26 protein-coding genes are annotated in these 21,466 nt (G+C 48.9%); 16 read left to right on the forward strand and 10 right to left on the reverse strand.

Annotation, left to right across the window (positions count from 1 at the left end):
- Positions 1-12 precede the first annotated feature (12 nt).
- The gene (gene rplM, locus MHN33_RS12340) at positions 13-441 is read right to left on the reverse strand and encodes a 50S ribosomal protein L13 (RefSeq protein ID WP_010386604.1); all 429 of its coding nucleotides are present in this window, start codon (positions 439-441) and stop codon (positions 13-15) included.
- Between the two features lie 259 nt (positions 442-700).
- A complete protein-coding gene (gene zapE, locus MHN33_RS12345) occupies positions 701-1,795 on the reverse strand; it encodes a cell division protein ZapE (RefSeq protein ID WP_239398346.1) in 1,095 nt (364 codons plus the stop codon).
- A gap of 138 nt (positions 1,796-1,933) precedes the next feature.
- Here zapE and MHN33_RS12350 point away from each other — a divergent pair, with 138 nt between their 5' ends.
- The 3 genes from MHN33_RS12350 to MHN33_RS12360 all read left to right on the forward strand — a co-directional run bounded on the left by MHN33_RS12350 (position 1,934) and on the right by MHN33_RS12360 (position 5,093).
- On the forward strand, positions 1,934-2,386 hold the full coding sequence (locus MHN33_RS12350; RefSeq protein WP_239398283.1) for a DUF1043 family protein: 453 nt from the start codon (positions 1,934-1,936) through the stop codon (positions 2,384-2,386).
- Positions 2,387-2,497: 111 nt separating this feature from the next.
- Positions 2,498-3,850 carry a DegQ family serine endoprotease gene (locus tag MHN33_RS12355; RefSeq protein ID WP_239398284.1) on the forward strand — a complete coding sequence of 451 codons (1,353 nt, stop codon included), beginning with the start codon at positions 2,498-2,500 and terminating at the stop codon, positions 3,848-3,850.
- A gap of 160 nt (positions 3,851-4,010) precedes the next feature.
- The gene (locus tag MHN33_RS12360) at positions 4,011-5,093 is read left to right on the forward strand and encodes a trypsin-like peptidase domain-containing protein (protein ID WP_125716828.1); all 1,083 of its coding nucleotides are present in this window, start codon (positions 4,011-4,013) and stop codon (positions 5,091-5,093) included.
- A 67-nt stretch (positions 5,094-5,160) separates the two neighbouring features.
- On the opposite strand, the gene murA is transcribed toward MHN33_RS12360, so the two are convergent.
- From murA to MHN33_RS12395, 7 genes are read right to left on the reverse strand one after another with little or no spacing between them, the layout of a single operon-like run.
- Positions 5,161-6,426, reverse strand: a complete 1,266-nt coding sequence (gene murA, locus MHN33_RS12365) for a UDP-N-acetylglucosamine 1-carboxyvinyltransferase (RefSeq protein WP_239398285.1) — start codon at positions 6,424-6,426, stop codon at positions 5,161-5,163.
- A 12-nt stretch (positions 6,427-6,438) separates the two neighbouring features.
- The gene (locus MHN33_RS12370; protein WP_239398286.1) at positions 6,439-6,696 is read right to left on the reverse strand and encodes a BolA family protein; all 258 of its coding nucleotides are present in this window, start codon (positions 6,694-6,696) and stop codon (positions 6,439-6,441) included.
- A 5-nt stretch (positions 6,697-6,701) separates the two neighbouring features.
- Positions 6,702-6,995 carry an STAS domain-containing protein gene (locus MHN33_RS12375; RefSeq protein ID WP_239398287.1) on the reverse strand — a complete coding sequence of 98 codons (294 nt, stop codon included), beginning with the start codon at positions 6,993-6,995 and terminating at the stop codon, positions 6,702-6,704.
- Complete coding sequence (locus tag MHN33_RS12380; RefSeq protein WP_239398288.1) at positions 6,988-7,671, reverse strand: ABC transporter substrate-binding protein; 684 nt, start codon at positions 7,669-7,671, stop codon at positions 6,988-6,990. The genes MHN33_RS12375 and MHN33_RS12380 overlap by 8 nt, the downstream gene beginning before the upstream one ends.
- A 7-nt stretch (positions 7,672-7,678) precedes the next feature.
- Entirely contained in the window at positions 7,679-8,224 is a 546-nt protein-coding gene (mlaD, locus tag MHN33_RS12385) for an outer membrane lipid asymmetry maintenance protein MlaD (protein WP_239398289.1), read from the reverse strand.
- Positions 8,225-8,238: 14 nt separating this feature from the next.
- Positions 8,239-9,018, reverse strand: coding sequence for a lipid asymmetry maintenance ABC transporter permease subunit MlaE (gene mlaE / locus MHN33_RS12390; RefSeq protein WP_239398290.1), 780 nt, complete (start codon positions 9,016-9,018; stop codon positions 8,239-8,241).
- Positions 9,015-9,821 (reverse strand): ATP-binding cassette domain-containing protein, encoded by an 807-nt coding sequence (locus MHN33_RS12395; RefSeq protein WP_239398291.1) that lies wholly within the window; start codon positions 9,819-9,821, stop codon positions 9,015-9,017. The genes mlaE and MHN33_RS12395 overlap by 4 nt, the downstream gene beginning before the upstream one ends.
- A 228-nt stretch (positions 9,822-10,049) precedes the next feature.
- On the opposite strand from MHN33_RS12395, the gene MHN33_RS12400 reads away from it, so the two are divergent.
- The 12 genes from MHN33_RS12400 to mgtE all read left to right on the forward strand — a co-directional run bounded on the left by MHN33_RS12400 (position 10,050) and on the right by mgtE (position 19,338).
- Positions 10,050-11,009, forward strand: coding sequence for a calcium/sodium antiporter (locus MHN33_RS12400; RefSeq protein WP_239398292.1), 960 nt, complete (start codon positions 10,050-10,052; stop codon positions 11,007-11,009).
- Between the two features lie 9 nt (positions 11,010-11,018).
- Positions 11,019-11,990 carry a KpsF/GutQ family sugar-phosphate isomerase gene (locus MHN33_RS12405; protein ID WP_239398293.1) on the forward strand — a complete coding sequence of 324 codons (972 nt, stop codon included), beginning with the start codon at positions 11,019-11,021 and terminating at the stop codon, positions 11,988-11,990.
- Positions 11,991-12,542, forward strand: coding sequence for a 3-deoxy-manno-octulosonate-8-phosphatase KdsC (kdsC, locus tag MHN33_RS12410; protein ID WP_239398294.1), 552 nt, complete (start codon positions 11,991-11,993; stop codon positions 12,540-12,542).
- Entirely contained in the window at positions 12,539-13,093 is a 555-nt protein-coding gene (gene lptC, locus MHN33_RS12415) for an LPS export ABC transporter periplasmic protein LptC (RefSeq protein WP_239398295.1), read from the forward strand. Before kdsC ends, lptC begins: the two co-directional genes overlap by 4 nt.
- Complete coding sequence (lptA, locus tag MHN33_RS12420) at positions 13,083-13,622, forward strand: lipopolysaccharide transport periplasmic protein LptA (protein WP_239398296.1); 540 nt, start codon at positions 13,083-13,085, stop codon at positions 13,620-13,622. Before lptC ends, lptA begins: the two co-directional genes overlap by 11 nt.
- On the forward strand, positions 13,619-14,344 hold the full coding sequence (lptB, locus tag MHN33_RS12425) for an LPS export ABC transporter ATP-binding protein (RefSeq protein ID WP_239398297.1): 726 nt from the start codon (positions 13,619-13,621) through the stop codon (positions 14,342-14,344). Before lptA ends, lptB begins: the two co-directional genes overlap by 4 nt.
- Positions 14,345-14,388: 44 nt before the next feature.
- Positions 14,389-15,897, forward strand: coding sequence for an RNA polymerase factor sigma-54 (locus tag MHN33_RS12430; protein ID WP_239398298.1), 1,509 nt, complete (start codon positions 14,389-14,391; stop codon positions 15,895-15,897).
- A gap of 25 nt (positions 15,898-15,922) precedes the next feature.
- Positions 15,923-16,210: a ribosome hibernation promoting factor gene (gene hpf, locus MHN33_RS12435; protein ID WP_010386630.1), complete on the forward strand. Its 288-nt coding sequence runs from the start codon at positions 15,923-15,925 to the stop codon at positions 16,208-16,210.
- Positions 16,211-16,212: 2 nt separating this feature from the next.
- Positions 16,213-16,668: a PTS sugar transporter subunit IIA gene (locus tag MHN33_RS12440; RefSeq protein WP_239398299.1), complete on the forward strand. Its 456-nt coding sequence runs from the start codon at positions 16,213-16,215 to the stop codon at positions 16,666-16,668.
- Positions 16,669-16,680: 12 nt separating this feature from the next.
- Entirely contained in the window at positions 16,681-17,526 is an 846-nt protein-coding gene (gene rapZ, locus MHN33_RS12445; RefSeq protein ID WP_046005315.1) for an RNase adapter RapZ, read from the forward strand.
- Entirely contained in the window at positions 17,523-17,801 is a 279-nt protein-coding gene (locus MHN33_RS12450) for an HPr family phosphocarrier protein (RefSeq protein ID WP_239398300.1), read from the forward strand. Before rapZ ends, MHN33_RS12450 begins: the two co-directional genes overlap by 4 nt.
- A 178-nt stretch (positions 17,802-17,979) precedes the next feature.
- On the forward strand, positions 17,980-19,338 hold the full coding sequence (mgtE, locus tag MHN33_RS12455; RefSeq protein ID WP_239398301.1) for a magnesium transporter: 1,359 nt from the start codon (positions 17,980-17,982) through the stop codon (positions 19,336-19,338).
- A gap of 25 nt (positions 19,339-19,363) precedes the next feature.
- Here the strand turns inward: mgtE and pmbA are convergent, their stop codons facing one another.
- Entirely contained in the window at positions 19,364-20,710 is a 1,347-nt protein-coding gene (gene pmbA, locus MHN33_RS12460; protein WP_239398302.1) for a metalloprotease PmbA, read from the reverse strand.
- Positions 20,711-20,901: 191 nt separating this feature from the next.
- Here pmbA and yjgA point away from each other — a divergent pair, with 191 nt between their 5' ends.
- Positions 20,902-21,423, forward strand: a complete 522-nt coding sequence (gene yjgA, locus MHN33_RS12465) for a ribosome biogenesis factor YjgA (RefSeq protein WP_239398303.1) — start codon at positions 20,902-20,904, stop codon at positions 21,421-21,423.
- Positions 21,424-21,466: the final 43 nt, after the last annotated feature.

A 21,466-nucleotide genomic window follows, 5' to 3' on the forward strand; every position in this document is an offset into this window, starting at 1 on the left:
GAGTAGTGCTCCTTAAATGTCTAGAACCTGAGGCTGTTGAGCCGCGTGGTTATGCTCGTTACCAGCGTAAACTTTCAGTTTACGGAACATTTCACGACCCAGAGGACCGCGAGGTAACATGCCTTTAACTGCTTTTTCGATGATCATTTCAGGCTTTTTAGCTTGAAGCTTCTCGAAGTTTACAGATTTAAGGCCACCTGGGTAACCAGAGTGTGCATAGTACATTTTGTCCTGAGCTTTGTTACCAGTTACAGTAACTTTCTCAGCGTTGATAACGATGATGTAATCACCAGTGTCAACATGTGGAGTGTACTCAGCTTTATGCTTACCGCGTAGGCGAGAAGCGATTTCAGTAGCAATGCGACCTAAAGTTTTACCTTCAGCGTCAACTACGTACCAGTCACGTTTTACAGTTTCTGGTTTAGCAACAAACGTTTTCATTATAAAAATCCAAAGTTTTCAGTTAAAACCACAGGTAGTCCGAATGACTACCGCTCTACTTTTTGGTGCTTTAACCCCTTCGAGTTTAAGACTTTTTTGCCGCTCAAGTCAGTGGCTAAGCCGACGAGGGCAATAGTAACGCAACGTGGCAGGCCGCGGATTATAGCAAGGGTTTTGCCACGATGCTAGGGGATGGCTGTTTTTTCCACAAAAAACATGCCATTCTCTGAAATGTGTGTGAAACGCCAGTTTTAAGGCGTTATGCCAGGTGCTCCCGGGCGAGGTATTCCAGCGACTGCATTTCCTGCAAACGACTGATACAGCGTTTAAACTCAAAGTTCAATGTACCATTGGTATACAGCTCGGTGATCGGTGCCTCTGCGGAGATGATAAGCGTCACATTACGCTCGTAGAATTCATCTACCAGGGCAATAAAACGCCTTGCCGCATCGTCATTGTTCTGCCCCATTTGCTTGACATCAGATAAGATCACCGTGTTATACAAGCGACTGATCTCCATGTAATCGACCTGAGAGCGGGCGGTTTCGCACAGCGCGCTAAAGTCAAACATCACAATGCAGTCAGAGACTTTACGGGTCTGGATCAGGCGCCCTTCAATCTCAATTGGTTCGTCCAGTTTACCCGGCTCGGGTGAGAGCTTGTCGAAGTATTCAAACAGGTTGTCGTCAGCTTCTTTACCCAGTGGGCTGTGAAATATCTCGGCCTGCTCTAAGGTACGCAGACGATAGTCGATCCCCGAATCGACATTGACCACATCCGTGTTTTCATTTACCAGTGCAATGGCAGGTAAAAATCGCGCGCGCTGCAAACCATTACGATAGAGCTCATCCGGGATGATATTGGATGTCGCGACCAGCACAATGCCGCGCTCAAATAAGGCTTCCATCAAACCACCTAGCAACATGGCGTCGGTAATGTCCTGGACAAAGAACTCATCGAAACAGATGATGTCGGTTTCCGCCTTAAAAATATCCGCAACAACTTCCAGCGGATTTTTCACTTCTTTGAGTTTTTTCAGCTCATCGTGCACACGATGCATAAAACGGTGGAAATGCACCCGCATTTTACGCTCCGTGGGCAAAGCCTCATAAAATGTATCAACCAGATAGGTTTTGCCACGCCCTACCCCCCCCCAGAAATAAAGACCTTTGACTTTGGGCTGAGGCGTTTTCTTCAGGCCAAACAGGCTACCCAGCAGGCTTTTTTTGACCGGTACCTGATTGACCAGGTCGTCATACAATCTTTGCAGGTGCCTGACGGCATTTTCCTGTGCGCTGTCATAGTGAAAATCATCACGCTGTAAGTCTTGTTGGTACTTTTCCCAGGGCGTCATCATCTTTTTTATTGTCGAAGAGCAGTTTTATTTACCCGCTATATTAACACGCATCGAAACTCAGCGTATATTTAAGCTATCTAAGTCGATTATTTTTTTGCATTTGGTGCGCCGGTGCACCATCAACAGGAGTACTTTATGACGACAATCGCCTGGTTCGGGATCCTTGTAATAGTCGCAATCGCTGCCTTTTTCGCGGGCACGTTACTGACAAAAAAACGCTTTAAGCATGATGAACTGGAACAACAAGCGCAGGAAGCACAACATGCATTAGAGCAGTATCGCCAGGATGTCAGCGATCATCTGGCCGACAGCAAAAAACTGATGGCCAAGCTGGAGGAAAATTACACCCTGCTAAATCGCCACTTTGAAGAAGGTAAGCAACTCCTTAGTCAGGAAAAACCTTTGCCAAGTGAACCTTTCTTTTCTAAAGAAACCACAGAACAGCTGCATGCTTCACTGCACATGCGTGATGAAAAGCGCCGCGCCAGCGAACATACCCATGACGCACCACCGAGTGATTATGTTGAGGGAGAAAGCGGCCTGTTTAAAGGAGAAGGGTCACAAAGTGAGCAATTAAAAGCCTCTTGATGAACTTTTTTTTGACCCCATAGTCTGTAGAAATAGCAATTGAATAATGGGCGATGCGCGGTTGCGCTTTGCCCAACGGACTAACGCTGTTTCCAGGAGAATTCCACGACTATGAAACTGAAATTATCATTACTTACCGCAGCGCTACTTTCTTCGAGCTTATTTTTATTACCTGAAACCAGTCATGCACGTCTGCCTGTTGCCGTCGATGGTCAGCAGCTGCCTACCCTGGCTCCGATGTTAGAAAAAGTCACCCCCGGGGTGGTCAGTATTCAGGTCTCTGGTGCTAAAGAAGTACGCCGACGCGTTGATCCATTTGATTTCTTCTTTGGTAACCCAGCCCCACGCTCTCAGAAACGGCCTTTCAGTGGCTTAGGCTCCGGCGTCATCATTAATGCGGACGAAGGGTATGTGGTTACCAATAACCATGTCATCGACGAAGCAGACAATATCGTGGTCACCCTCAAAGATGGCCGGGAGTTTAAAGCTGATCTGGTTGGTGCAGACAAAGAATCTGATATTGCACTACTACAAATTGAGGGTGAAGCGCTCACCGAAGTAAAACTCGCAGACTCTGACAAGCTCAGAGTGGGTGACTTTTCAGTCGCCATCGGTAATCCGTTTGGTCTGAGTCACACTGTCACCTCAGGTATCGTCAGCGCATTGGGCCGCAGTGGCCTGAACATCGAAGGTTATGAGGACTTTATCCAGACTGATGCCGCCATAAACCAGGGTAACTCAGGTGGCGCACTGGTGAACCTCCGTGGGGAGCTTATCGGGATCAACACCGCTATCCTCGGCGCCTCGGGCGGTAACGTCGGGATTGGATTTGCCATTCCCTCCAACATGATGAAAAACCTGGTCGACCAGATCATTGAATATGGCCAGGTGCGCCGCGGTTCACTGGGGATCCGGGGCCGTACCCTGGACGCTGGCCTGGCCAAAGCACAGGGCTTCGATGTCAAGCAGGGTGCCTTTGTGCAGGAAGTGGTGAAAGACTCAGCGGCGGATGAAGCAGGCATAAAAGCCAATGACGTGATCATTGCGCTCAATGGCGACAAGATCGAGAGCTTTGAGGAACTGCGCGGTAAGATTGCAACGCTGGGCGAAGGGAAAAAAGTTAAAATCGAGATCTATCGAGATGGAGACACCCGTACGCTTAGTGTCGAGCTAAAAGGCCAAAGCGAACAGCGCGCTGAAGCCGATCGTATTCACCCCAGTCTGCAAGGTGCGGTACTTGAAAGCGGCGAACGTAATGGCAACCAGGGTATTGTGGTTGTCTCTGTTGAAGAGCGCTCACCTGCCGCCCGGGTCGGCCTGCAAGAAGGGGATGTCATTATGCAGGTCAACCGTCAGCGTGTTGCCTCGGTGCGGGATATGAAGCGCCTGATTGACGACATTCAGGGCAACATTGTACTGGGTATCAAACGCGGACGTGACTCAGTGTTCTACCTCATCCAGTAACCCGCAACAGGTACATTATTTAATTTGAGCAAGCGAAAACACAGCGGCCATGGTCGCTGTGTTTTTATATCTAATCACACCAATGAGTCACACATTAATGCAGATTGGTATCAATTATGCCATCATTACACTCTACACCGATAACTAGACAAAAATAACCGTGTTTAAATTACTCAAGCTCATTATCCCGCCCGTCTTTATTGGCTTAGGCCTGGCATTGATTATTATCTGGTTCACACCCGAGTTGCGTCAAAATGCCCTGCGTCTCGAACTGAAAAGCCATTACACCGCTCAGCATATGAGCTTTGCGTCTGGTGTTAACCGCGCGGCCCCGGCTGTAGTGTCGATTTTTTCAGAAAGCTTTAGCAATCAACCGAGATTCAAACGACAAAATACGGTTCAGGAGCTGGGCTCAGGTGTGATCATGAGCCGTGAAGGCTATATCCTGACGAACTATCATGTCGTCAATAATGCCGATCAGATCATTGTGCTGCTACCGGATGGTCGGTTATTTAACGAAGTGCAGTTGGTGGGATATGACACCATCACCGATCTGGCACTGTTAAAAATCAAGGCAGAACACCTCCCCGTGATCCCAGTAGACGATGCCTTTAACCCACAGGTGGGCGATGTGGTGCTGGCCATCGGTAACCCGCTGAACCTGGGGCAAACCATCACGCAGGGGATCATTAGTGCCACAGGCAAGCAAACCCTGACAGACAGCCAGTATAATAGCCTGCTGCAAATGGATGCTGCCGTGAACATGGGTAACTCAGGCGGCGCACTGGTGAACTCCAATGGCGATCTGGTGGGGATTACATCGGCCCAATTCAGAGCCCGATACAATATTGATATCCAGGGTATTTCGTTTGCTGTGCCCTACTCCCTGGCCAAAGACGTGATGGCTAAACTGATCAAAGATGGCCGGGTGATCCGCGGCTATCTGGGATTCAGAGGCACACCGGTCGACAATACCGGGCAGGAAGTCACCAATGTTTACACCACCATAGTCGGCTTACGGATCAGCGACCTCGACCCACTGGGTCCGGCCTGGCAAGCTGGCATGAAGGAAAATGACATTGTCACCAAAGTAGCCGGTGAACCCGTGAAAAACCCGCAGCAGACCCTGCGTAAGATAGGCAACACAGCACCAGGTACTCAACTCGAATTCGAGGTGTATCGGGGAGACCGCCATCTGACCTTTATGGTGGAAGTGGCCGAGCTGGAAACGCCGATTTACTAATCCGGCAAGGAGATTAAAGCAATAAAAAAGCGAGCTCAGCTCGCTTTTTTATTCATTGTCGATTTTTTTAGTTGTGGCGGCGCTTGATCTTCGCGCCCAGCTTACTGAGCTTATCCTCAATACGCTGATAACCCCGGTCAACATGGTAAATGCGGTCCACCACCGTCTCACCACTGGCAACAATGCCGGTTAAGATCAGACTGGCCGATGCCCGTAAGTCAGTTGCCATCACCTGGGCTCCAGACAGAAACTCAGTCTCGCCACAATAAGCGGTATTTCCCTCAAGACGAATATTGGCTCCCATACGCTGCAGCTCAGGTACGTGCATAAAGCGATTCTCAAAAATCGTTTCGGTAATGGTCGCACTGCCATTCGCCACCACATTCAGTGCTGTAAACTGCGCCTGCATATCCGTTGGAAAACCAGGATGTGGCATCGTTTTAATATTAACGCCCTGCAGCTCGCGGCCACGCATGCTGACAAAAATGCTGTCCTGTGAAACTTCGACCAAAGCATTGGCATCGCGCAGCTTATCCAGTACCGGCTCAAGGCTATGGTAGTCGGTGTTTTTACACAGTACTTCCCCCTGGCTCATTGCCGCTGCCACCAAAAAGGTACCCGTCTCAATTCTGTCCGGCAGGATCTTGTGTTCACACCCATGTAGAGCTTCGACCCCTTCTACTTCGATACGGCTGCTGCCTGCACCAGAAATCTTCGCCCCCATCGCAATCAGGCACTCTGCGAGATTGACGATTTCTGGCTCACGCGCTGCGTTTTCCAGCACCGTTTTACCTTCCGCCAGGGTCGCAGCCATTAACAAGTTTTCGGTCGCACCAACAGACACGGTCTCCATAAAAATTTCGGCCCCGTGAAGCCGCTTTCCTCGTTCGACATGGGCATTGATATAGCCGTTTTCAACGCGGATGGTCGCGCCCATCTTCTCAAGTCCGGCGATGTGCAAGTCAACGGGCCGCGCACCGATGGCACAGCCACCCGGTAAAGACACCTGCGCTTTACCAAAGCGTGCAACCAGCGGACCTAAAGCAAGCACTGACGCACGCATTTGCTTAACCAGCTCATAGGGCGCCAGCACTTTATCAACCTTGGCCCCGTCAATCTCTAACAACTGACCACGCCAGCTTACCTCAGCGCCTAAAGTGCGCAGTAAGGCTTCTGTAGTCCCTATATCCCTGAGTCTGGGTACATTACTGAATGTGCTTTTTCCATCGGCCAGAATCGCCGCAAACAGAATTGGCAGGGCTGCGTTTTTAGCCCCGGAAATAGTGACTTCACCGTTTAAAGTGGTGCCACCTTGGATAACAAACTGATCCATTGTGGCTCCAGATTATTGAGGTAAGATAAATTTGCGCTCGCGTTGCCACTCGGTTGGCGTAAAGGCTTTAATGCTGACGGCGTGGATAGTGCCATCTTTAATCACTTCCATCAGCGGGGCATAGACCATTTGCTCGCGCTTAACCCGGCGCAAGTCTTCAAAGCAGCTGCCTACTGCGATTACTTCGTAATGACTGCCTTCTGATTTAACTTTGACTTCGTCAAGTTCCAGCGCTTTTTGTAGTAAAGCTTCGACTTGGTTTGTTTCCATTGGACTCACTCAAATAGGTTGCTGACCTGACCCAGCGCCATCAAATTTTGTAGCTGGTCAGGCACGTTTTTTAACTCAAGACGTACGTCTTGCTGCTTTAATTTGCCTAAAGAGTGAATTAACCAAGCTAAGCCCGCGGTGTCAACCCTGGATACCTCAGAAAGGTCAAAATACAGGACTGACTGCGCATTTTCTAGCAACTGGTTAAGAAGCGATTCATTTGTCAGGCTATCTCGCGTCAGCTCGCCGCTGACCGCTATCGTGTCGGCCTGGGGTTTAGTAAATTGCAGATTAGGCATTGCCGTCATCACCTCGAAACTGTACTGGCAGTTTGCTTTTCTTGTCCAGTAATTCGATCACGCGCTCAATGCCCTGCTGACGCAAAATACCGTGCAACTCAGATTGTTTCGCATCAAGCAGGCTAATTCCTTCTGCCATCATATCAAAGGCCCGCCACTCGCCATTACTGTCACGACGTACTTTAAAATCGATCTTAATATCCGGTTTACCCGCTTCGACGATCTTGGTTTTGACTATCGCAATTTTATCATCTTCGGCATCACGCGCCGGTTCAAACTCGACTTTCTGATCGGTGTACTGCGTGAACACACCGGCATAGGTCGCAACCAGGTAAGACTTAAAGACGTCAATAAAAGTGCGGATGTGCTCTATTGCCTGGCGTTTTTCTTCTTTGTCTTCAATGTTACGGACTTTCTGGATATGACTACCCAACACACGATAAGCTGCGTATTTGTAGTCGATATATGGCAATAACTCTTCTTCAACGATCACCCGCAGATGCTCTTTGTCCTGCTCAATTTTTTTCTGATCTTTGGTCACACGTTTAAAGGTATTGTCTGCAACTTGTTGCACCATAGTGTAAGGGTTGGTCATGTCCACTTCACTGGCCGACACTGTGCTGGCCAGTGCAATCAGAAAAACACTTGCGAATAAACCCAAAACTTTCGCCATCATATGATTATTACTCGCTACTTTGGTTAAACAGGAATTGGCCTATCAGTTCTTCCAGAACCAGCGCCGATTTAGTATCTGTGATCATGTCACCATCTTTCAGTGCGGCGCTTTCAACGCCAAATAATTCGCCCAGATCGAGTTCATCATTACTCACCACTTCTTCACCCAGACAGGTCTGTTTCGCAGATTTCGAGGCTATCACCGGGGAAATACCCAGATATTGCTCGCCCAGAATGCCTGACGTCAGGATAGAAACAGAGGTGGTATCCGAGAACTGACACTCATAATGTCTGTCAATGCTCATACTGACGACCGGCACGAACTCTTGTGGATGAATGCGGATCCCCTCGACACGACCGATCACCACACCGCCCACTTTGATCGGAGCTCGGGTTTTCAGTGACCCGATATTGTCAAACTTTGCTTCTAAGGTGTAGGTTTCGCCATTTCCGCTGATCCCTGCATTGGCCACTTTAAGTGCAAGCATTACAAAGGCGGCCACACCTAAGGCTACGAACAGGCCGACAAGTATTTCTATTTTCCGTGTATTCATGTTTCTACAAACCCTTAACTTGAAAACATCACTGCTGTCAGAACAAAATCGAAGCCCAGCACAGCAAGAGAAGAATGAACCACCGTTTCTGTGGTGGCTTTACTGATCCCCTCAGAGGTAGGGATACAATCATATCCTTTGTATAGCGCAATCCAGGTCACGATGAGCGCAAATACAAAACTTTTAATCAGACCATTAACAATATCCTGCTCAAAGGACACCTGAGATTGCATAATGGACCAGAAGCTACCCGAATCGACCCCCAGCCAGTCAACGCCGACCAGATGTGCACCGAGAATCGCAATGGCAGAGAAAATCAGCGCCAGCAACGGCATACTGATAAACCCAGCCCAGAAACGTGGTGAAATTACGCGCTTTAATGGGTCTATCGCCATCATTTCAAGGCTGGATAGTTGTTCTGTGGCTTTCATCAGACCTATTTCCGCTGTCAGTGCACTACCAGCCCGACCAGCAAACAACAAGGCGGTTACTACAGGCCCAAGCTCGCGTAACAAACTCAGCGCAACCAGCGGCCCCAGACTGTCTTCTGCGCCATAATCGACCAGTACGGTGTAGCCCTGCAAAGCTAATACCATGCCGATAAACAGGCCTGATACCATAATTATGAGCAAGGACTGATGGCCAACCATATACAGTTGCCTGATTAATAAAGGGCCGCCTTTTCTGAAATTGGGCATGCTGCACAGCGCCCCCAGTAACATCCGGGTTGCCCGGCCCAGCGACGCAAAACGGCTTAGCGTCTTATGACCTATTTGCTGTAAAAAATCCATCAATGGTTCCCTCCTGCCAATAGCTCATCTTCATAGGGTGCAGCATCAAAATGAAATGGCACGGGTCCATCTGAATGGCCTTGCAAAAACTGCTGTACCAATGGCGATTCGTGAGCCAGCATTTGCTCCGGTGTGCCACTGCCAATAACCCCTTGTTCGGCGATGATCACCACATGATCGGCAATACTGAGCACTTCAGTGACATCGTGCGTCACAATCAATGAAGATAACCCCAGTACTTCATTGAGTGATTTAATCAAACGCACCAGTACCCCCATAGAGATAGGGTCTTGTCCTGCAAACGGCTCATCATACATAATCAGTTCCGGGTCAAGCGCAATGGCTCTGGCCAGCGCTGCACGGCGTGCCATCCCGCCCGACAATTCAGACGGCATCAAATCCCGGGCGCCACGTAAGCCAACGGCTTGCAGCTTCATCAACACCACCAGACGAATCAATTCTTCACTGAGCTTAGTGTGCTCGCGCAACGGGAAAGCAATGTTGTCAAACACCGACATATCCGTAAATAGGGCCCCACTTTGGAACAACATGCTCATGCGCTTACGTGCCTGATACAATGCCTGGCGGGACATAGAAGGAATACTGTCACCAGAGAAGAGAATCTCACCACTATCGGGCTTGAGCTGACCGCCGATCAGCCGCAACATGGTGGTTTTACCAATGCCACTGGGCCCCATGATGGCCGTAATTTTCCCTTTGGGAACGGAGAAACTCATGTTTTTGTAGATTGTCCTTTCACCACGAGAAAAGGTCAATTCCCTGACTTCAACTATTGACTGCGTCAAGTCGCTCTCCACATCATACTTTTTCAATTGTGGAATAATACGTTGTTTTGCTGTGAGATGGAAAACCCTTAATGGTAAAATTTTGTAATTCATTCGCCCTATTTGTTGTGCGAAATGCACGCCCGCCTGCCCATCTTACTCACCCAAAAGCGATGACTTTATTTATACTTTTGATAAGCTATTTGTTACTATCTGCGCCATTGAATTTAGTAACTTGGCTTAGACTTCATGGTTTTATCGTTTGTCATACTCATTCTTGGATTCATTGCCCTGGTTTGGAGTGCCGATCGCTTCGTCTATGGCGCAGCAGCGCTGGCCAAAAACCTTGGGGTACCAACGTTAATTGTGGGTTTGACTATCGTTGCAATGGGCTCCTCAGCACCTGAAATGATGGTCGCTGCGCAGGCTGCACTGGTTGACAAAACAGACACTGCCGTTGGCAATGCCGTGGGCTCAAACATTGCCAATATCCTGATGGTACTTGGCATCACAGCGCTATTGCGCCCACTTAGCGTTGGCTCTGGCATTTTAAAACGCGAAATGCCTCTGCTGGTTGTTGTGTCACTGGCTGCCTGGTTGATCATCAGCGACAATCACTTTAGTGCACTCGAAGGCTGGTTATTGCTGATTGGCTTTATGGTTTTTATCGGCGGCCTTATCTATATATCTAAAACCGGCAAAACCGACCAGGACGACCCACTGATTTCGGAAGCCTGCGACGAAGTACCGAGTGATGTCCCGATGAGCAAGGCCATATTCTGGTTAATCGTCGGGATGATCCTGCTGCCAGTCAGTGCTGACTATCTGGTCGAGTCAGCGGTAGACATTGCAAAGTATTTTGGCATGAGTGATCTGCTCATCGGCCTGACAATTATCGCTATCGGGACAAGTTTACCCGAACTCGCCGCGTGTGTGGCTGGCGTTCTTAAAAATGAAGACGACCTGGTACTGGGTAATATCATCGGCTCAAACATTTTTAATATTCTGGCAGTTTTGTCTATTGCCGGGATCCTCAATCCAGCAACGCTGGACACTAATATCGCAAGCCGGGACATCTATGTCATGTTGGGCGCAACTGCCGCCCTGGTACTGATGAGTGTCAGCCTGAAAGGCCGTCGCCAGATCAACCGTGTTGAAGGCGGACTGCTTCTTGGCACATTTTGCGGTTATATGTACTTCATTATTTAAGGATTCAGCATGAGCACGCACAATTTTATTGGCTCTGCCAGGCAGGTATTAGAAATCGAACAACAGGCCATTGTCGAAATTGCCCAGTATGTAGATGCAAAATTTGCCGCAGCCTGTGAACTCATGTTGCAGTGTCGTGGTCGTATTATAGTGATCGGGATGGGCAAATCCGGCCATATTGGCAATAAAATAGCAGCCACACTGGCCAGTACCGGGACGCCTGCATTTTTTGTTCATCCGGGAGAGGCCAGCCATGGCGATTTGGGTATGATCACCGCCGATGACGTGGTTCTGCTCATCTCAAACTCAGGTGAAACTCACGAAGTACTGGCTATTGTGCCGGTAATAAAGCGTATTGGTGCACAGATCATCAGCATGACGGGCAACCCCGAGTCGAATATGGCAAAACTGGCAGATATTCACTTGTGTATCAAAGTGTCCAAAGAAGCCTGCCCTTTAGGGCTTGCACCCACAGCGAGCACCACAGCGACCCTGGTCATGGGTGACGCGCTGGCAGTCGCCCTACTCGAAGCCCGCGGCTTTACAGCAGACGATTTTGCCCTGTCACATCCGGGCGGCAGCTTAGGTAAACGCTTGCTGCTAACGCTGGCAGACGTCATGCATACAGGCTCAGCCGTTCCTGTTGTAACACAGGGCTGTACCATTACAGACGCTTTGTTTGAGATGTCAGGCAAAGGTCTGGGGATGACTACGATTGTCGATGCTCGGGGGCAGCTAAAGGGTTTGTTCACAGACGGGGATTTACGCCGTATTATTGAACAACGGCTTGATCTACATAGCACCCCGATTGAATCTGTTATGACAAAGCACTGCACAACCGTAACACAAGATATGTTAGCCGCTGAAGCGTTGCATATCATGGAGAAAAAACGCATCAACGGACTCATTGTGATTGATGAGCAAGGTTGTCCAGTCGGCGCGTTAAATATGCAGGATTTACTGCGAGCAGGAGTATTATAAATGCTGTTTTGTGACCTTTATCAGCCCATCGACGACGCCATTGTCCGTAAAGCACAGGCGATTAAACTGCTGATCTGCGATATCGATGGTGTTTTTTCCGATGGCCGCATCTATTTGGGCAATCAGGGAGAAGAGCTAAAGGCATTTAATACCAAAGACGGCTTTGGCATCAAAGCACTGATCAATGGCGGCGTTGAAGTCGCAGTGATCACAGGGCGCCATTCACAAATTGTTCAGCAGCGTATGACTAGCCTCAACGTCAAACATATCTATCAGGGGATGGAAGATAAGTTGCAAGGCTATGCACAGTTGAAGGACACATTGCAACTGAAAGATCACGAAATTGCTTATATTGGTGATGATGCACCTGACCTGCCAGTCATGCTCAAGGTCGGCCTGTCTGTTGCCGTACAAGACGCTCATCCAATGGTGATCCGTGAGGCAGATTACAGAACCCTGTTACCAGGTGGCTATGGTGCTGTGCGTGAGCTCACTGATTTACTACTTCTGTGCCAGGGCAAATCGCTGGGCTATGAAGGTAGCAGCGTATGACCGTGCTTCGCGTCTTATTGCTGGTTGTATTCAGCCTCACCATGTTGTGGCTGTGGTACCCTTATTTAACGCAATCGGGGCAGGCCACTTCGCGCTCAGAAGAGGTGCTGGCTAAACCCGATTATGTTGCCATCGACCTGAAACAAACCAGTTATGCAGAAAATGGGCAACTCAGCTACCAAATCACCGCTGACAGAATGGAGCTTTACCAGGAGCTTGGTTTCAGCCATTTTACCGCCCCCATCTTTACGCTGCATAACGATCAGCAAAACTGGCAGCTGAAGGCTAATGAAGCCACCCTGTATGGAAATAACACATTGATCCTGGAAGGCCAGGTGCAGGCTACAAATCTGACTGCCGATGCCATGATAATGCACATCAACGCCGATCATGTGCAGGTCGACATCAACGAAAAGCACATGCGCTCTGAACACCCGGTGGAAATTACCGGACCCAACTTAACGATTTCAGGTAAAGGCTTAATTGCTGATCTAAATACCGAAATCATTGAACTCATCAACCACACTGAAACAATTTATTATGAGCAATAAATTAACCTGTTCCCTGATCTTACTATGCACCTTAAGTGCGTTTCACCCTGCAACTTATGCAGATAACTCGCCTGCCGATCAGGTCATTATCAGTTCGGGGACACAGCTGGCCCAGTTGCAAACCAACATTGGGGTGTTCGAAGAGAATGTCGAAATCATACACGGCGATCGTAAAATTCTGGCAGACCGTCTTGAAGTACACCGCCGCGAGGAGTTAGGTAAAAATAAACAACTGTTGGTCGCCACCGGCAGCCCGGCGGTGTTTCAGGAGCGTCAGGCCGATGGCTCACTGCTGAAAGCGACGGCGAAAGAAGTCCGTTATGACGTCGCAAACCGCATGTTGACGATTAAAGGCGGTGCCGAAATCAGTCAGGCAGGACAAAAAATAAGCGCCCAGACCATTGTCTACGACATGGAAAAAAAGTTGATCAGCGCACAACGTGGTGAACAGGAACAAAATCGTGTAAGAACCATTCTTTTACCCGAAAAAGACAATACCAAGCAACCACAAGAGAAGGGTAACCCGTGAGTAAATTAACCGCCACTGCACTGGCCAAAAGCTACAAAGGCAGGCAAGTTGTTAAGAACGTTGAACTGAGCGTTGAAGCTGGCAGCATTGTTGGATTGCTCGGCCCCAATGGCGCGGGAAAAACCACCACCTTTTACATGATTGTTGGCCTGGTGCCCAGTGACAAGGGCAGTATTCATATTGACGAACAAGACATTACCTTACTGCCAATGCATAGCCGGGCCAGACTGGGGATTGGTTACCTGCCACAGGAGTCTTCGATCTTTCGTAAGCTGACCGTCTACCAGAACCTAATGGCCATTTTAGAAACCCGTAAGGAGCTCAATAAAGCACAGCGAGAAGTTATTCTTAACGAGTTGTTAGATGAATTTAATATCCAACATATCCGGGAGAGCCAGGGCATGGCTTTGTCGGGTGGTGAGCGACGTCGGGTAGAAATTGCACGCGCCCTTGCGGCAGATCCAAAATTTATCTTATTGGATGAGCCTTTCGCTGGCGTTGATCCCATTTCGGTGTTAGATATAAAGAAAATTATCGAACACTTAAAAAACCGCGGCATAGGCGTGCTGATCACCGACCACAATGTACGTGAAACGCTGGACGTCTGTGAGAAAGCTTATATAGTGTCACATGGTGAACTGATAGCAGCAGGCACCCCGGAGCATGTTCTGGCCGATCAAACCGTACGGGATGTCTACCTAGGTGAGCAATTCAGGCTATAGTTATAAGATTAGAAGTAAATAACAAAAAGGATTGTTAGAGATACATGAGGCAATCGCTACAGCTGCGCATGGGGCAGCAACTGACAATGACACCACAGCTGCAACAGGCCATTCGCCTGTTACAGTTGAGTACGCTAGATCTCCAACAAGAAATCCAGGAAGCGCTTGATAGCAACCCTTTGTTGGAAGTGGAAGAAGGTGAGTCTGAATCACATGATAATGAAACACAGTCCAAATCGGATTCCGAGTTAGAACAACATGCATCGAATGACAATGACAGCTATGAAGACTCGGCTGTCAGCGATTATGAGCAAGACAGCGATGCTGCGCTAAATAAAGATACCGTCAGCGATGATCTGGCTATGGATGTTACCTGGGACGAGTACATCAGTGCCGCACCGGCAAGTAGCTCAGGTCCTATGCCGGAAGATGAAACCATTTATCAGGGCAAAACCACTGAGACACTGCAAGAGTATCTGATCTGGCAGCTGGAACTCACTCCCTTCAGCCCAACCGACAGAGCCATCGCTTTAGCGATTGTAGAAGCCGTTGACGATGCCGGCCTGCTGACTATCAGCTGCGAAGACATTGTCGAGAGCATGAACCTGGACAACGATGACGAGCATATCGAACTGGATGAAGTAGAAGCCGTACTGAAACGCGTGCAATTATTTGACCCGGTTGGTATTGCGGCACGCAGCCTGCAAGAATGCTTGTGTATCCAGCTCAACCAATTTGAACCCAACACGCCCTGGCTCGCTCAAACCAAAGAGATCCTGACCGAACATATTGATTTACTGGCCAGCCGGGATTATCGCACTTTGATGAAAAAGACCAAGCTCAAGGAAGCGGATCTGAAAGAGGTGATGACCCTGATCCACAGCCTTAATCCGAAGCCTGCCGCCAGTATAGTGCAAGAAGAAGCTGACTATGTGATCCCGGATGTGTCAGTGAAAAAAGTAAAAGGCCGCTGGGTTGTTGAACTAAACCCGGATTCAATGCCAAAGATCAGAGTGAACGATCACTACGCCGCAATGTCTCGCTCAGTCAAGTCGAGTACAGACAGTCAGTTTATTCGTTCGCACCTGCAAGAGGCAAAATGGTTCATCAAGAGCCTGGAAAGCCGTAACGAAACTTTATTAAAAGTTACTAATTGCATTGTGCAGCAACAACAGGCATTCTTTGAACATGGCCCCGAGGCGATGAAACCGATGGTACTGAATGATGTAGCCGAAATGGTCGACATGCATGAATCCACGATTTCTCGTGTAACAACGCAAAAGTATATGCACACGCCACGCGGTATCTATGAGTTGAAGTATTTCTTCTCAAGCCATGTCAGCACTGAAAACGGAGGAGAATGCTCTTCGACTGCAATCAGAGCATTGATCAAAAAGCTAATTGCCGCAGAGAACACAGCGAAACCATTGAGTGACAGCAAGATAGCGGATGTATTGGCAGATCAAGGGATCAAAGTGGCTAGACGTACAATTGCCAAATACCGAGAGTCTTTGGCCATCCCACCGTCGAATCAGCGTAAAAGCTTGATTTAGACGTAACTACAGAAGGAAAATGCTTATGCAACTAAATTTAACTGGTCGACATGTAGAAATCACCGATTCGTTAAGAGACTATGTAACAAACAAGTTTGCGAAGCTAGAAAGGCACTTTGATCACATCAATAATGTGCATGTTATCCTAGATGTCGAAAAGCTGATCCAAAAAGCAGAAGCCACATTACATGTGAACGGGGGAGAGATCTTTGCCTCAACCGAACACCGGGATATGTATGCCGCAATAGACGGACTTATCGACAAGCTTGATCGTCAGGTGATCAAGCACAAAGAGAAGCTAACTCGACACTAATCATGAAACTAAGCTCATTGATTTCACAGGACTGCAGCAAAGCTGCGGTCCTTTTTAATAGCAAAAAACGCATTTTAGAATACATCAGTGAGTTGGCTCAGAGCCAACTTCCTGACAGCAATCCCCATGATATCCTTGATGCTTTGCTAAGCCGAGAAAAACTCGGCAGCACCGGCATAGGTAAGGGAATTGCACTGCCACACGGTCGTCTTCCCGGCATAGATAAAGTAGTCGCTATGCTTCTTGTAAACCAACAGGGCATTGCCTTTGACGCCATCGACAATCAACCCGTCGACATTTTTGTGGCACTCATCGTACCCGAGGGAGAAAATCAACAACATTTGCAGACCTTGGCAACAATCGCTGATAAACTTAAAAACAAGGTGTTTTGTAAACGTATTAGACAAGCTCACAATGATCAGGAGTTATTTTCGATAATTGAAGAGTTTGACAACTAACGGAGAGTTTCAGTGCAGCTAATTATTGTCAGTGGCCGTTCCGGTTCAGGAAAATCAGTCGCCCTTCGCGTACTGGAAGACCTGGGTTACTACTGCGCCGATAATATCCCGGTCAACCTGTTGCCCGCCTTGGTGCGCAGTGTGTCGGACAGTTATGATAAAATTGCTGTGAGCGTCGACGTACGCAACCTGCCAAAAGATCAACAAGAGCTCGACGATATTCTGGAATACCTGCCGGGATTTGCCGAGCCCAATATTTTCTACCTGGATAGCGAAGACCAAATTCTGATCCGTCGTTTTTCTGAAACCCGCCGTCTGCACCCGCTGTCATTAGCCGATCTGTCGCTGGACAAAGCGATTAAGAAAGAAAAAGAGCTGCTTGATCCGCTTATCCGTCGCGCCAATATCACCATAGATACCACAGATATGAGTATCCACCAACTGGCTGAGCGCATCCGGGAGAAAATCCTGGGTAAAAAAGATAAGCAGTTAATCATTACCTTTGAATCTTTTGGCTTCAAACATGGCATTCCAAAAGAAGCGGACTATGTCTTTGACGCCCGCTTTTTACCCAATCCACACTGGGAGCCTGAACTTAAACCGTTAACAGGTTTAGATAAACCCGTTATCGATTATCTGGCCAGCCACAGCCTGGTGCAAAAGTTCACCTGGCAAATACAAACCTTTGTACAAACGTGGCTACCGCACCTTGAGCGAAACAACCGCAGTTACCTGACGATTTCGATTGGCTGCACTGGCGGACAACACCGCTCTGTCTATCTCGCTCAGACTTTGGGTGAGCGCTTTGCCCGTACTCATAGCAATGTGAAGATCCATCACCGCGAACAAGAAAAATGACCCAACGCTTTGAAGATACTTTTCTAATCCAAAATAAACTGGGACTGCATGCCCGCGCAGCCAGTGTACTGGCTGAGCTTTCAGCCCAGTTTGACGCCAATATCACCTTGTTCCAGGGTAGTAAAGAAGCCGAAGGAGACAGTGTGCTGGCGTTACTACTGCTTGAAAGTAGTCAGGGTAAAGAGGTGAAAGTGGTTTGCGAAGGGCCAGACGCCAGACGTGCCCTGAACGCCATAGGTAACCTGATAGCCGATAAATTTAACGAATCCGAATAGTCGTTACCACACAAGGCCTATAACCCGGCAATATTAGACTGTCACGCTCTTGCGATTATCTCCCCTTTTTTAGTTATACCAATTGATATTCAAACAGCTATAATTATCATACGCCTATAATCAATGCGCTATACATGCATGATAAAGCTAATTGTCGACTATCCAATCTGGGACGCCTATGCCTGAAGTTTTTGAACAAGACTACACACTGGAACTATTGCAGCAAGTTACTAATGCCCTCAACAGTGGTCAGTTTGTTCAAGTCAGGCGCACATTAGCCGAAATTCCGCCCTGCGACACCGCACTGCTGCTTGAATCCTCCCCGCACAAGGTCAGAACACAGCTTTGGCAATTGGTAGACCCGGATATACAGGGTGATGTACTGGAAGAGCTGTCTGAAGATGTCAGGCTCAGCATCATTGCCAAGATGGAACCTGAGCTCATTGCGGCTGCAACAGAGGACATGGACGACGATGATCTCGGTGAGGTCCTGAGGAGTCTGCCGGATCCCGTTTATCAGGACGTAATCGGTGCTATGGACTCTCAAGACCGAGCCCGGGCCACACAAGCCCTGTCTTATGTGGAGCACTCCGCCGGTGCACTGATGAACACGGATACAGTGACCATTCGCCCGGATGTATCACTGGATGTCGTGTTACGTTACTTACGCCTGAAGGGCGATCTGCCGGATGGCACCGATGATCTCTATGTCGTAGATAAAGACAACTGCTTTTTGGGAGCGCTCTCCATCAGCATGCTCCTTACCAGCCAGCCAGATAAGCTGGTTCATGAACTGATGAATGAAGAGCGAGAGACCATTCCTATCTCGATGGACGAAAGCGATGTTGCTCAGCTGTTTGAGCGGCACAACTGGATCTCGGCCCCTGTGGTCGACGATAACGCACACTTGCTGGGCCGTATCACCATCGATGACATCGTTGATGTTATTCGTGAAGATGCCGAGCATAGCCTGATGAGTATGGCTGGTCTTGATGATGAAGAAGATACTTTCGCACCGGTGTGGAAAAGTAGCCGGCGTCGCTCAATCTGGCTGGGGATCAACCTGCTCACGGCACTGATGGCCGCATTTGTTGCCAGCTTTTTTGAAGGGACCTTAGATATTCTGCCAATCCTGGCGGTCTTAAATGGCATAGTGCCCAGCATGGGGGGGGTTGCGGGGAGTCAGACCCTGACACTGGTGATCCGTGGTATTGCCCTGGGTCATGTTAACGCCACCAACCAGCGCTTCTTATTGGGTAAAGAGCTGGCCATTGGCGCTTTGAATGGCCTGTTATGGTCCTTGCTGATTGCCGGTGTGATTGCTTTATGGCAGTGGGATTTTGTACTGGGTGGTGTGATTGCCTTTGCTATGTTTATGAACCTGGTCGCCGCGGGGATCGCCGGAGCCAGTATTCCGCTAATGTTGAAAAAAATGAACATAGATCCGGCACTGGCTGGCAGTGTTGTCCTGACAACAGTCACCGACATTGTCGGTATTTTTGCCTTCCTGGGCACCGCAACCTGGCTGCTTGTTTAAGCAGCCAGACACTCAGTGCTGTAGATTACTGACCGGCAATTTGCATACTGTCTATCAGTACCGAGCCAGTTTGCACAGCACCACGGGTTTCGATATCTCCACCGATGGCTTTGATTGACCTGAACATCTCTTTGAGGTTACCGGCAATGGTGATCTCACTGACCGGATATTGGATCTCGCCGTTTTCAACCCAGAAACCAGCCGCACCACGAGAATAATCACCGGTTACTGTATTCACCCCCTGCCCCATCAGTTCAGTAACCAGTAAGCCACGGTCCATAGTACGTAACAGCGCCGCCAGATCCGGCTCTGTGGCCTGCACCAGCCAGTTATGGATCCCACCGGCATGTCCTGTGCTGCGCATACCAAGACGTCTCGCTGCATAGCTGGGTAACAAATAAGTTTCCAGCGTACCGTCTTTGATGATATCGCGCTCAACCGTACGTACACCTTCCGCATCAAACGGGCTAGAAGCCAGCGCCTGGCTCAGGTGCGGTTGCTCCTTGATAGACACACAAGGGTCAAATACACCAGTGCCCAGACTATCGAGCAAAAAGCTCGACTTGCGATACAAGGCACCACCGCCAATCGCAGACACCAGATGACCGAACAGGCTATTGGCAATATCTGCACGGAACACCACAGGCACCCGCATAGTATTCAGCTTACGGCTGTTGAGCTTGGCAAGCGTCGACTCCGCGGCCTCGATCCCCACCAAGGCGGCATCTCTCAGCTGCGTATGCACACGCGTAATTGAGTAGGCATTGTCGCGCTGCATCACCCCATTTTCTTCGCCAATGACCATAGTACTCAAAGTATGTCGGGTGCGTGGAAATCCGGCCAGAAAACCATGGCTGTTGCCATAAACGCGCAGACCCTGGTGGCTGGCCACACTGGCGCCATCCGAGTTCACGATGCGTGGATCGAAATTTAATGCCGCCTGCTCCGCCTCTAAACAGCGCTTTACACCTTCTTCCGGGGTCAGTGCCCAGGGATGAAAAAGATCTAAATCCGGCACGTCGGTTGGCATTAAGTCTGCGTCAGCCACCCCATTACAGGGGTCATCTGATGTGAACTTGGCAATTTCAACCGCCTTTTCTACCACAGAGCGTAAGGCCTGTGGACCCAAGTCCGCCGTCGACGCAGAGCCCTTGTGTTGGCCTACATAGACGCTCAGACCCAGTCCACCGTCCTGATTAAATTCAATCGTTTCAACTTCCCCCATGCGGGTGCTGACAGACAAACCAGAGGTACGACTCATCGACGCTTCCGCTGACGTTGCCCCCAGTTGCTTTGCATAGTCCAGAACATCAGACACTGCCTGTTTTACTTCATCAATCTGCGTCCAGATGGGATCTTGTTGCTGGCTCATGTTTTTATTCCACAAATCATAGTACTGCTATAATCCTAACACAGCCTGCGCCGATGCGCTGTGACTCAGGCAAAGATTCTGCCGGGCAACAGCTGCCTGCCTTATGTCTTTATGTATTAATGTATACGTGACTGCTTTTTCTGACTTCTGGTATAATCTGTACACGAGTAACTGAAGTAAGTGCACTAAATATGGCTAAAAAACCTACCCAAGAGCCAGAAGAAGAGATCATCTACGTCTCCAAAAGCGAATTAAAACGCGATGCACAGCAATATCACCAACTGGGCGTTGATATCGCGCAATTGGGCAAAAAGCAAAGAGAAAAGCTGCCTCTCAGCCCTGAGCTGGTTGCCGCTATGGAACTGGCAGACAAGCTACGCGGTAAGCACGATGCGTATCGCCGTCACCTGAACTTTGTCGCCAAACAATTGCGTACCACAAGTAATGTGGCAGAGTTGCAACAAGGCCTGGATCTGTTACTGAACAGAAATAACCAGGCGGAAGTACTGCTCAATCAGGTTGAAAAACTAAGGGATGAACTCATCGCCAAGGGTGATGAGAAGATCAATGCCCTACTTGAAGCACACCCGACACTGGAGCGTCAGAAGCTCAGGCAACTGGTGCGCCAGGCTAAGAAAGAGCATCAGGCAGAGAAGCCAGGAAAAGGCTACAAAGAGCTGTTTCAGTTACTTAAGGAACTGATCCTGCCATAGCCATAAAGGTAAGCCGTACCGCAGTATGGCACGCTTGTCGTGC

This window comes from Pseudoalteromonas sp. OOF1S-7 (assembly GCF_022347765.1).
Lineage (GTDB): Bacteria > Pseudomonadota > Gammaproteobacteria > Enterobacterales > Alteromonadaceae > Pseudoalteromonas.

Coding starts and splice junctions, on each gene's coding strand:
- lptA (WP_239398296.1), top strand. CDS start 13,083: ATGAGCAATAAATTAACCTGTTCCCTGATCTTACTATGCACCTTAAGT.
- yjgA (WP_239398303.1), top strand. CDS start 20,902: ATGGCTAAAAAACCTACCCAAGAGCCAGAAGAAGAGATCATCTACGTC.
- MHN33_RS12350 (WP_239398283.1), top strand. CDS start 1,934: ATGACGACAATCGCCTGGTTCGGGATCCTTGTAATAGTCGCAATCGCT.
- pmbA (WP_239398302.1), bottom strand. CDS start 20,710: ATGAGCCAGCAACAAGATCCCATCTGGACGCAGATTGATGAAGTAAAA.
- MHN33_RS12400 (WP_239398292.1), top strand. CDS start 10,050: ATGGTTTTATCGTTTGTCATACTCATTCTTGGATTCATTGCCCTGGTT.
- MHN33_RS12405 (WP_239398293.1), top strand. CDS start 11,019: ATGAGCACGCACAATTTTATTGGCTCTGCCAGGCAGGTATTAGAAATC.
- MHN33_RS12370 (WP_239398286.1), bottom strand. CDS start 6,696: ATGGAAACAAACCAAGTCGAAGCTTTACTACAAAAAGCGCTGGAACTT.
- MHN33_RS12380 (WP_239398288.1), bottom strand. CDS start 7,671: ATGATGGCGAAAGTTTTGGGTTTATTCGCAAGTGTTTTTCTGATTGCA.
- MHN33_RS12355 (WP_239398284.1), top strand. CDS start 2,498: ATGAAACTGAAATTATCATTACTTACCGCAGCGCTACTTTCTTCGAGC.
- mgtE (WP_239398301.1), top strand. CDS start 17,980: ATGCCTGAAGTTTTTGAACAAGACTACACACTGGAACTATTGCAGCAA.
- hpf (WP_010386630.1), top strand. CDS start 15,923: ATGCAACTAAATTTAACTGGTCGACATGTAGAAATCACCGATTCGTTA.
- MHN33_RS12430 (WP_239398298.1), top strand. CDS start 14,389: ATGAGGCAATCGCTACAGCTGCGCATGGGGCAGCAACTGACAATGACA.
- MHN33_RS12375 (WP_239398287.1), bottom strand. CDS start 6,995: ATGCCTAATCTGCAATTTACTAAACCCCAGGCCGACACGATAGCGGTC.
- MHN33_RS12440 (WP_239398299.1), top strand. CDS start 16,213: ATGAAACTAAGCTCATTGATTTCACAGGACTGCAGCAAAGCTGCGGTC.
- lptC (WP_239398295.1), top strand. CDS start 12,539: ATGACCGTGCTTCGCGTCTTATTGCTGGTTGTATTCAGCCTCACCATG.
- rplM (WP_010386604.1), bottom strand. CDS start 441: ATGAAAACGTTTGTTGCTAAACCAGAAACTGTAAAACGTGACTGGTAC.
- murA (WP_239398285.1), bottom strand. CDS start 6,426: ATGGATCAGTTTGTTATCCAAGGTGGCACCACTTTAAACGGTGAAGTC.
- MHN33_RS12450 (WP_239398300.1), top strand. CDS start 17,523: ATGACCCAACGCTTTGAAGATACTTTTCTAATCCAAAATAAACTGGGA.
- mlaD (WP_239398289.1), bottom strand. CDS start 8,224: ATGAATACACGGAAAATAGAAATACTTGTCGGCCTGTTCGTAGCCTTA.
- zapE (WP_239398346.1), bottom strand. CDS start 1,795: ATGACGCCCTGGGAAAAGTACCAACAAGACTTACAGCGTGATGATTTT.
- kdsC (WP_239398294.1), top strand. CDS start 11,991: ATGCTGTTTTGTGACCTTTATCAGCCCATCGACGACGCCATTGTCCGT.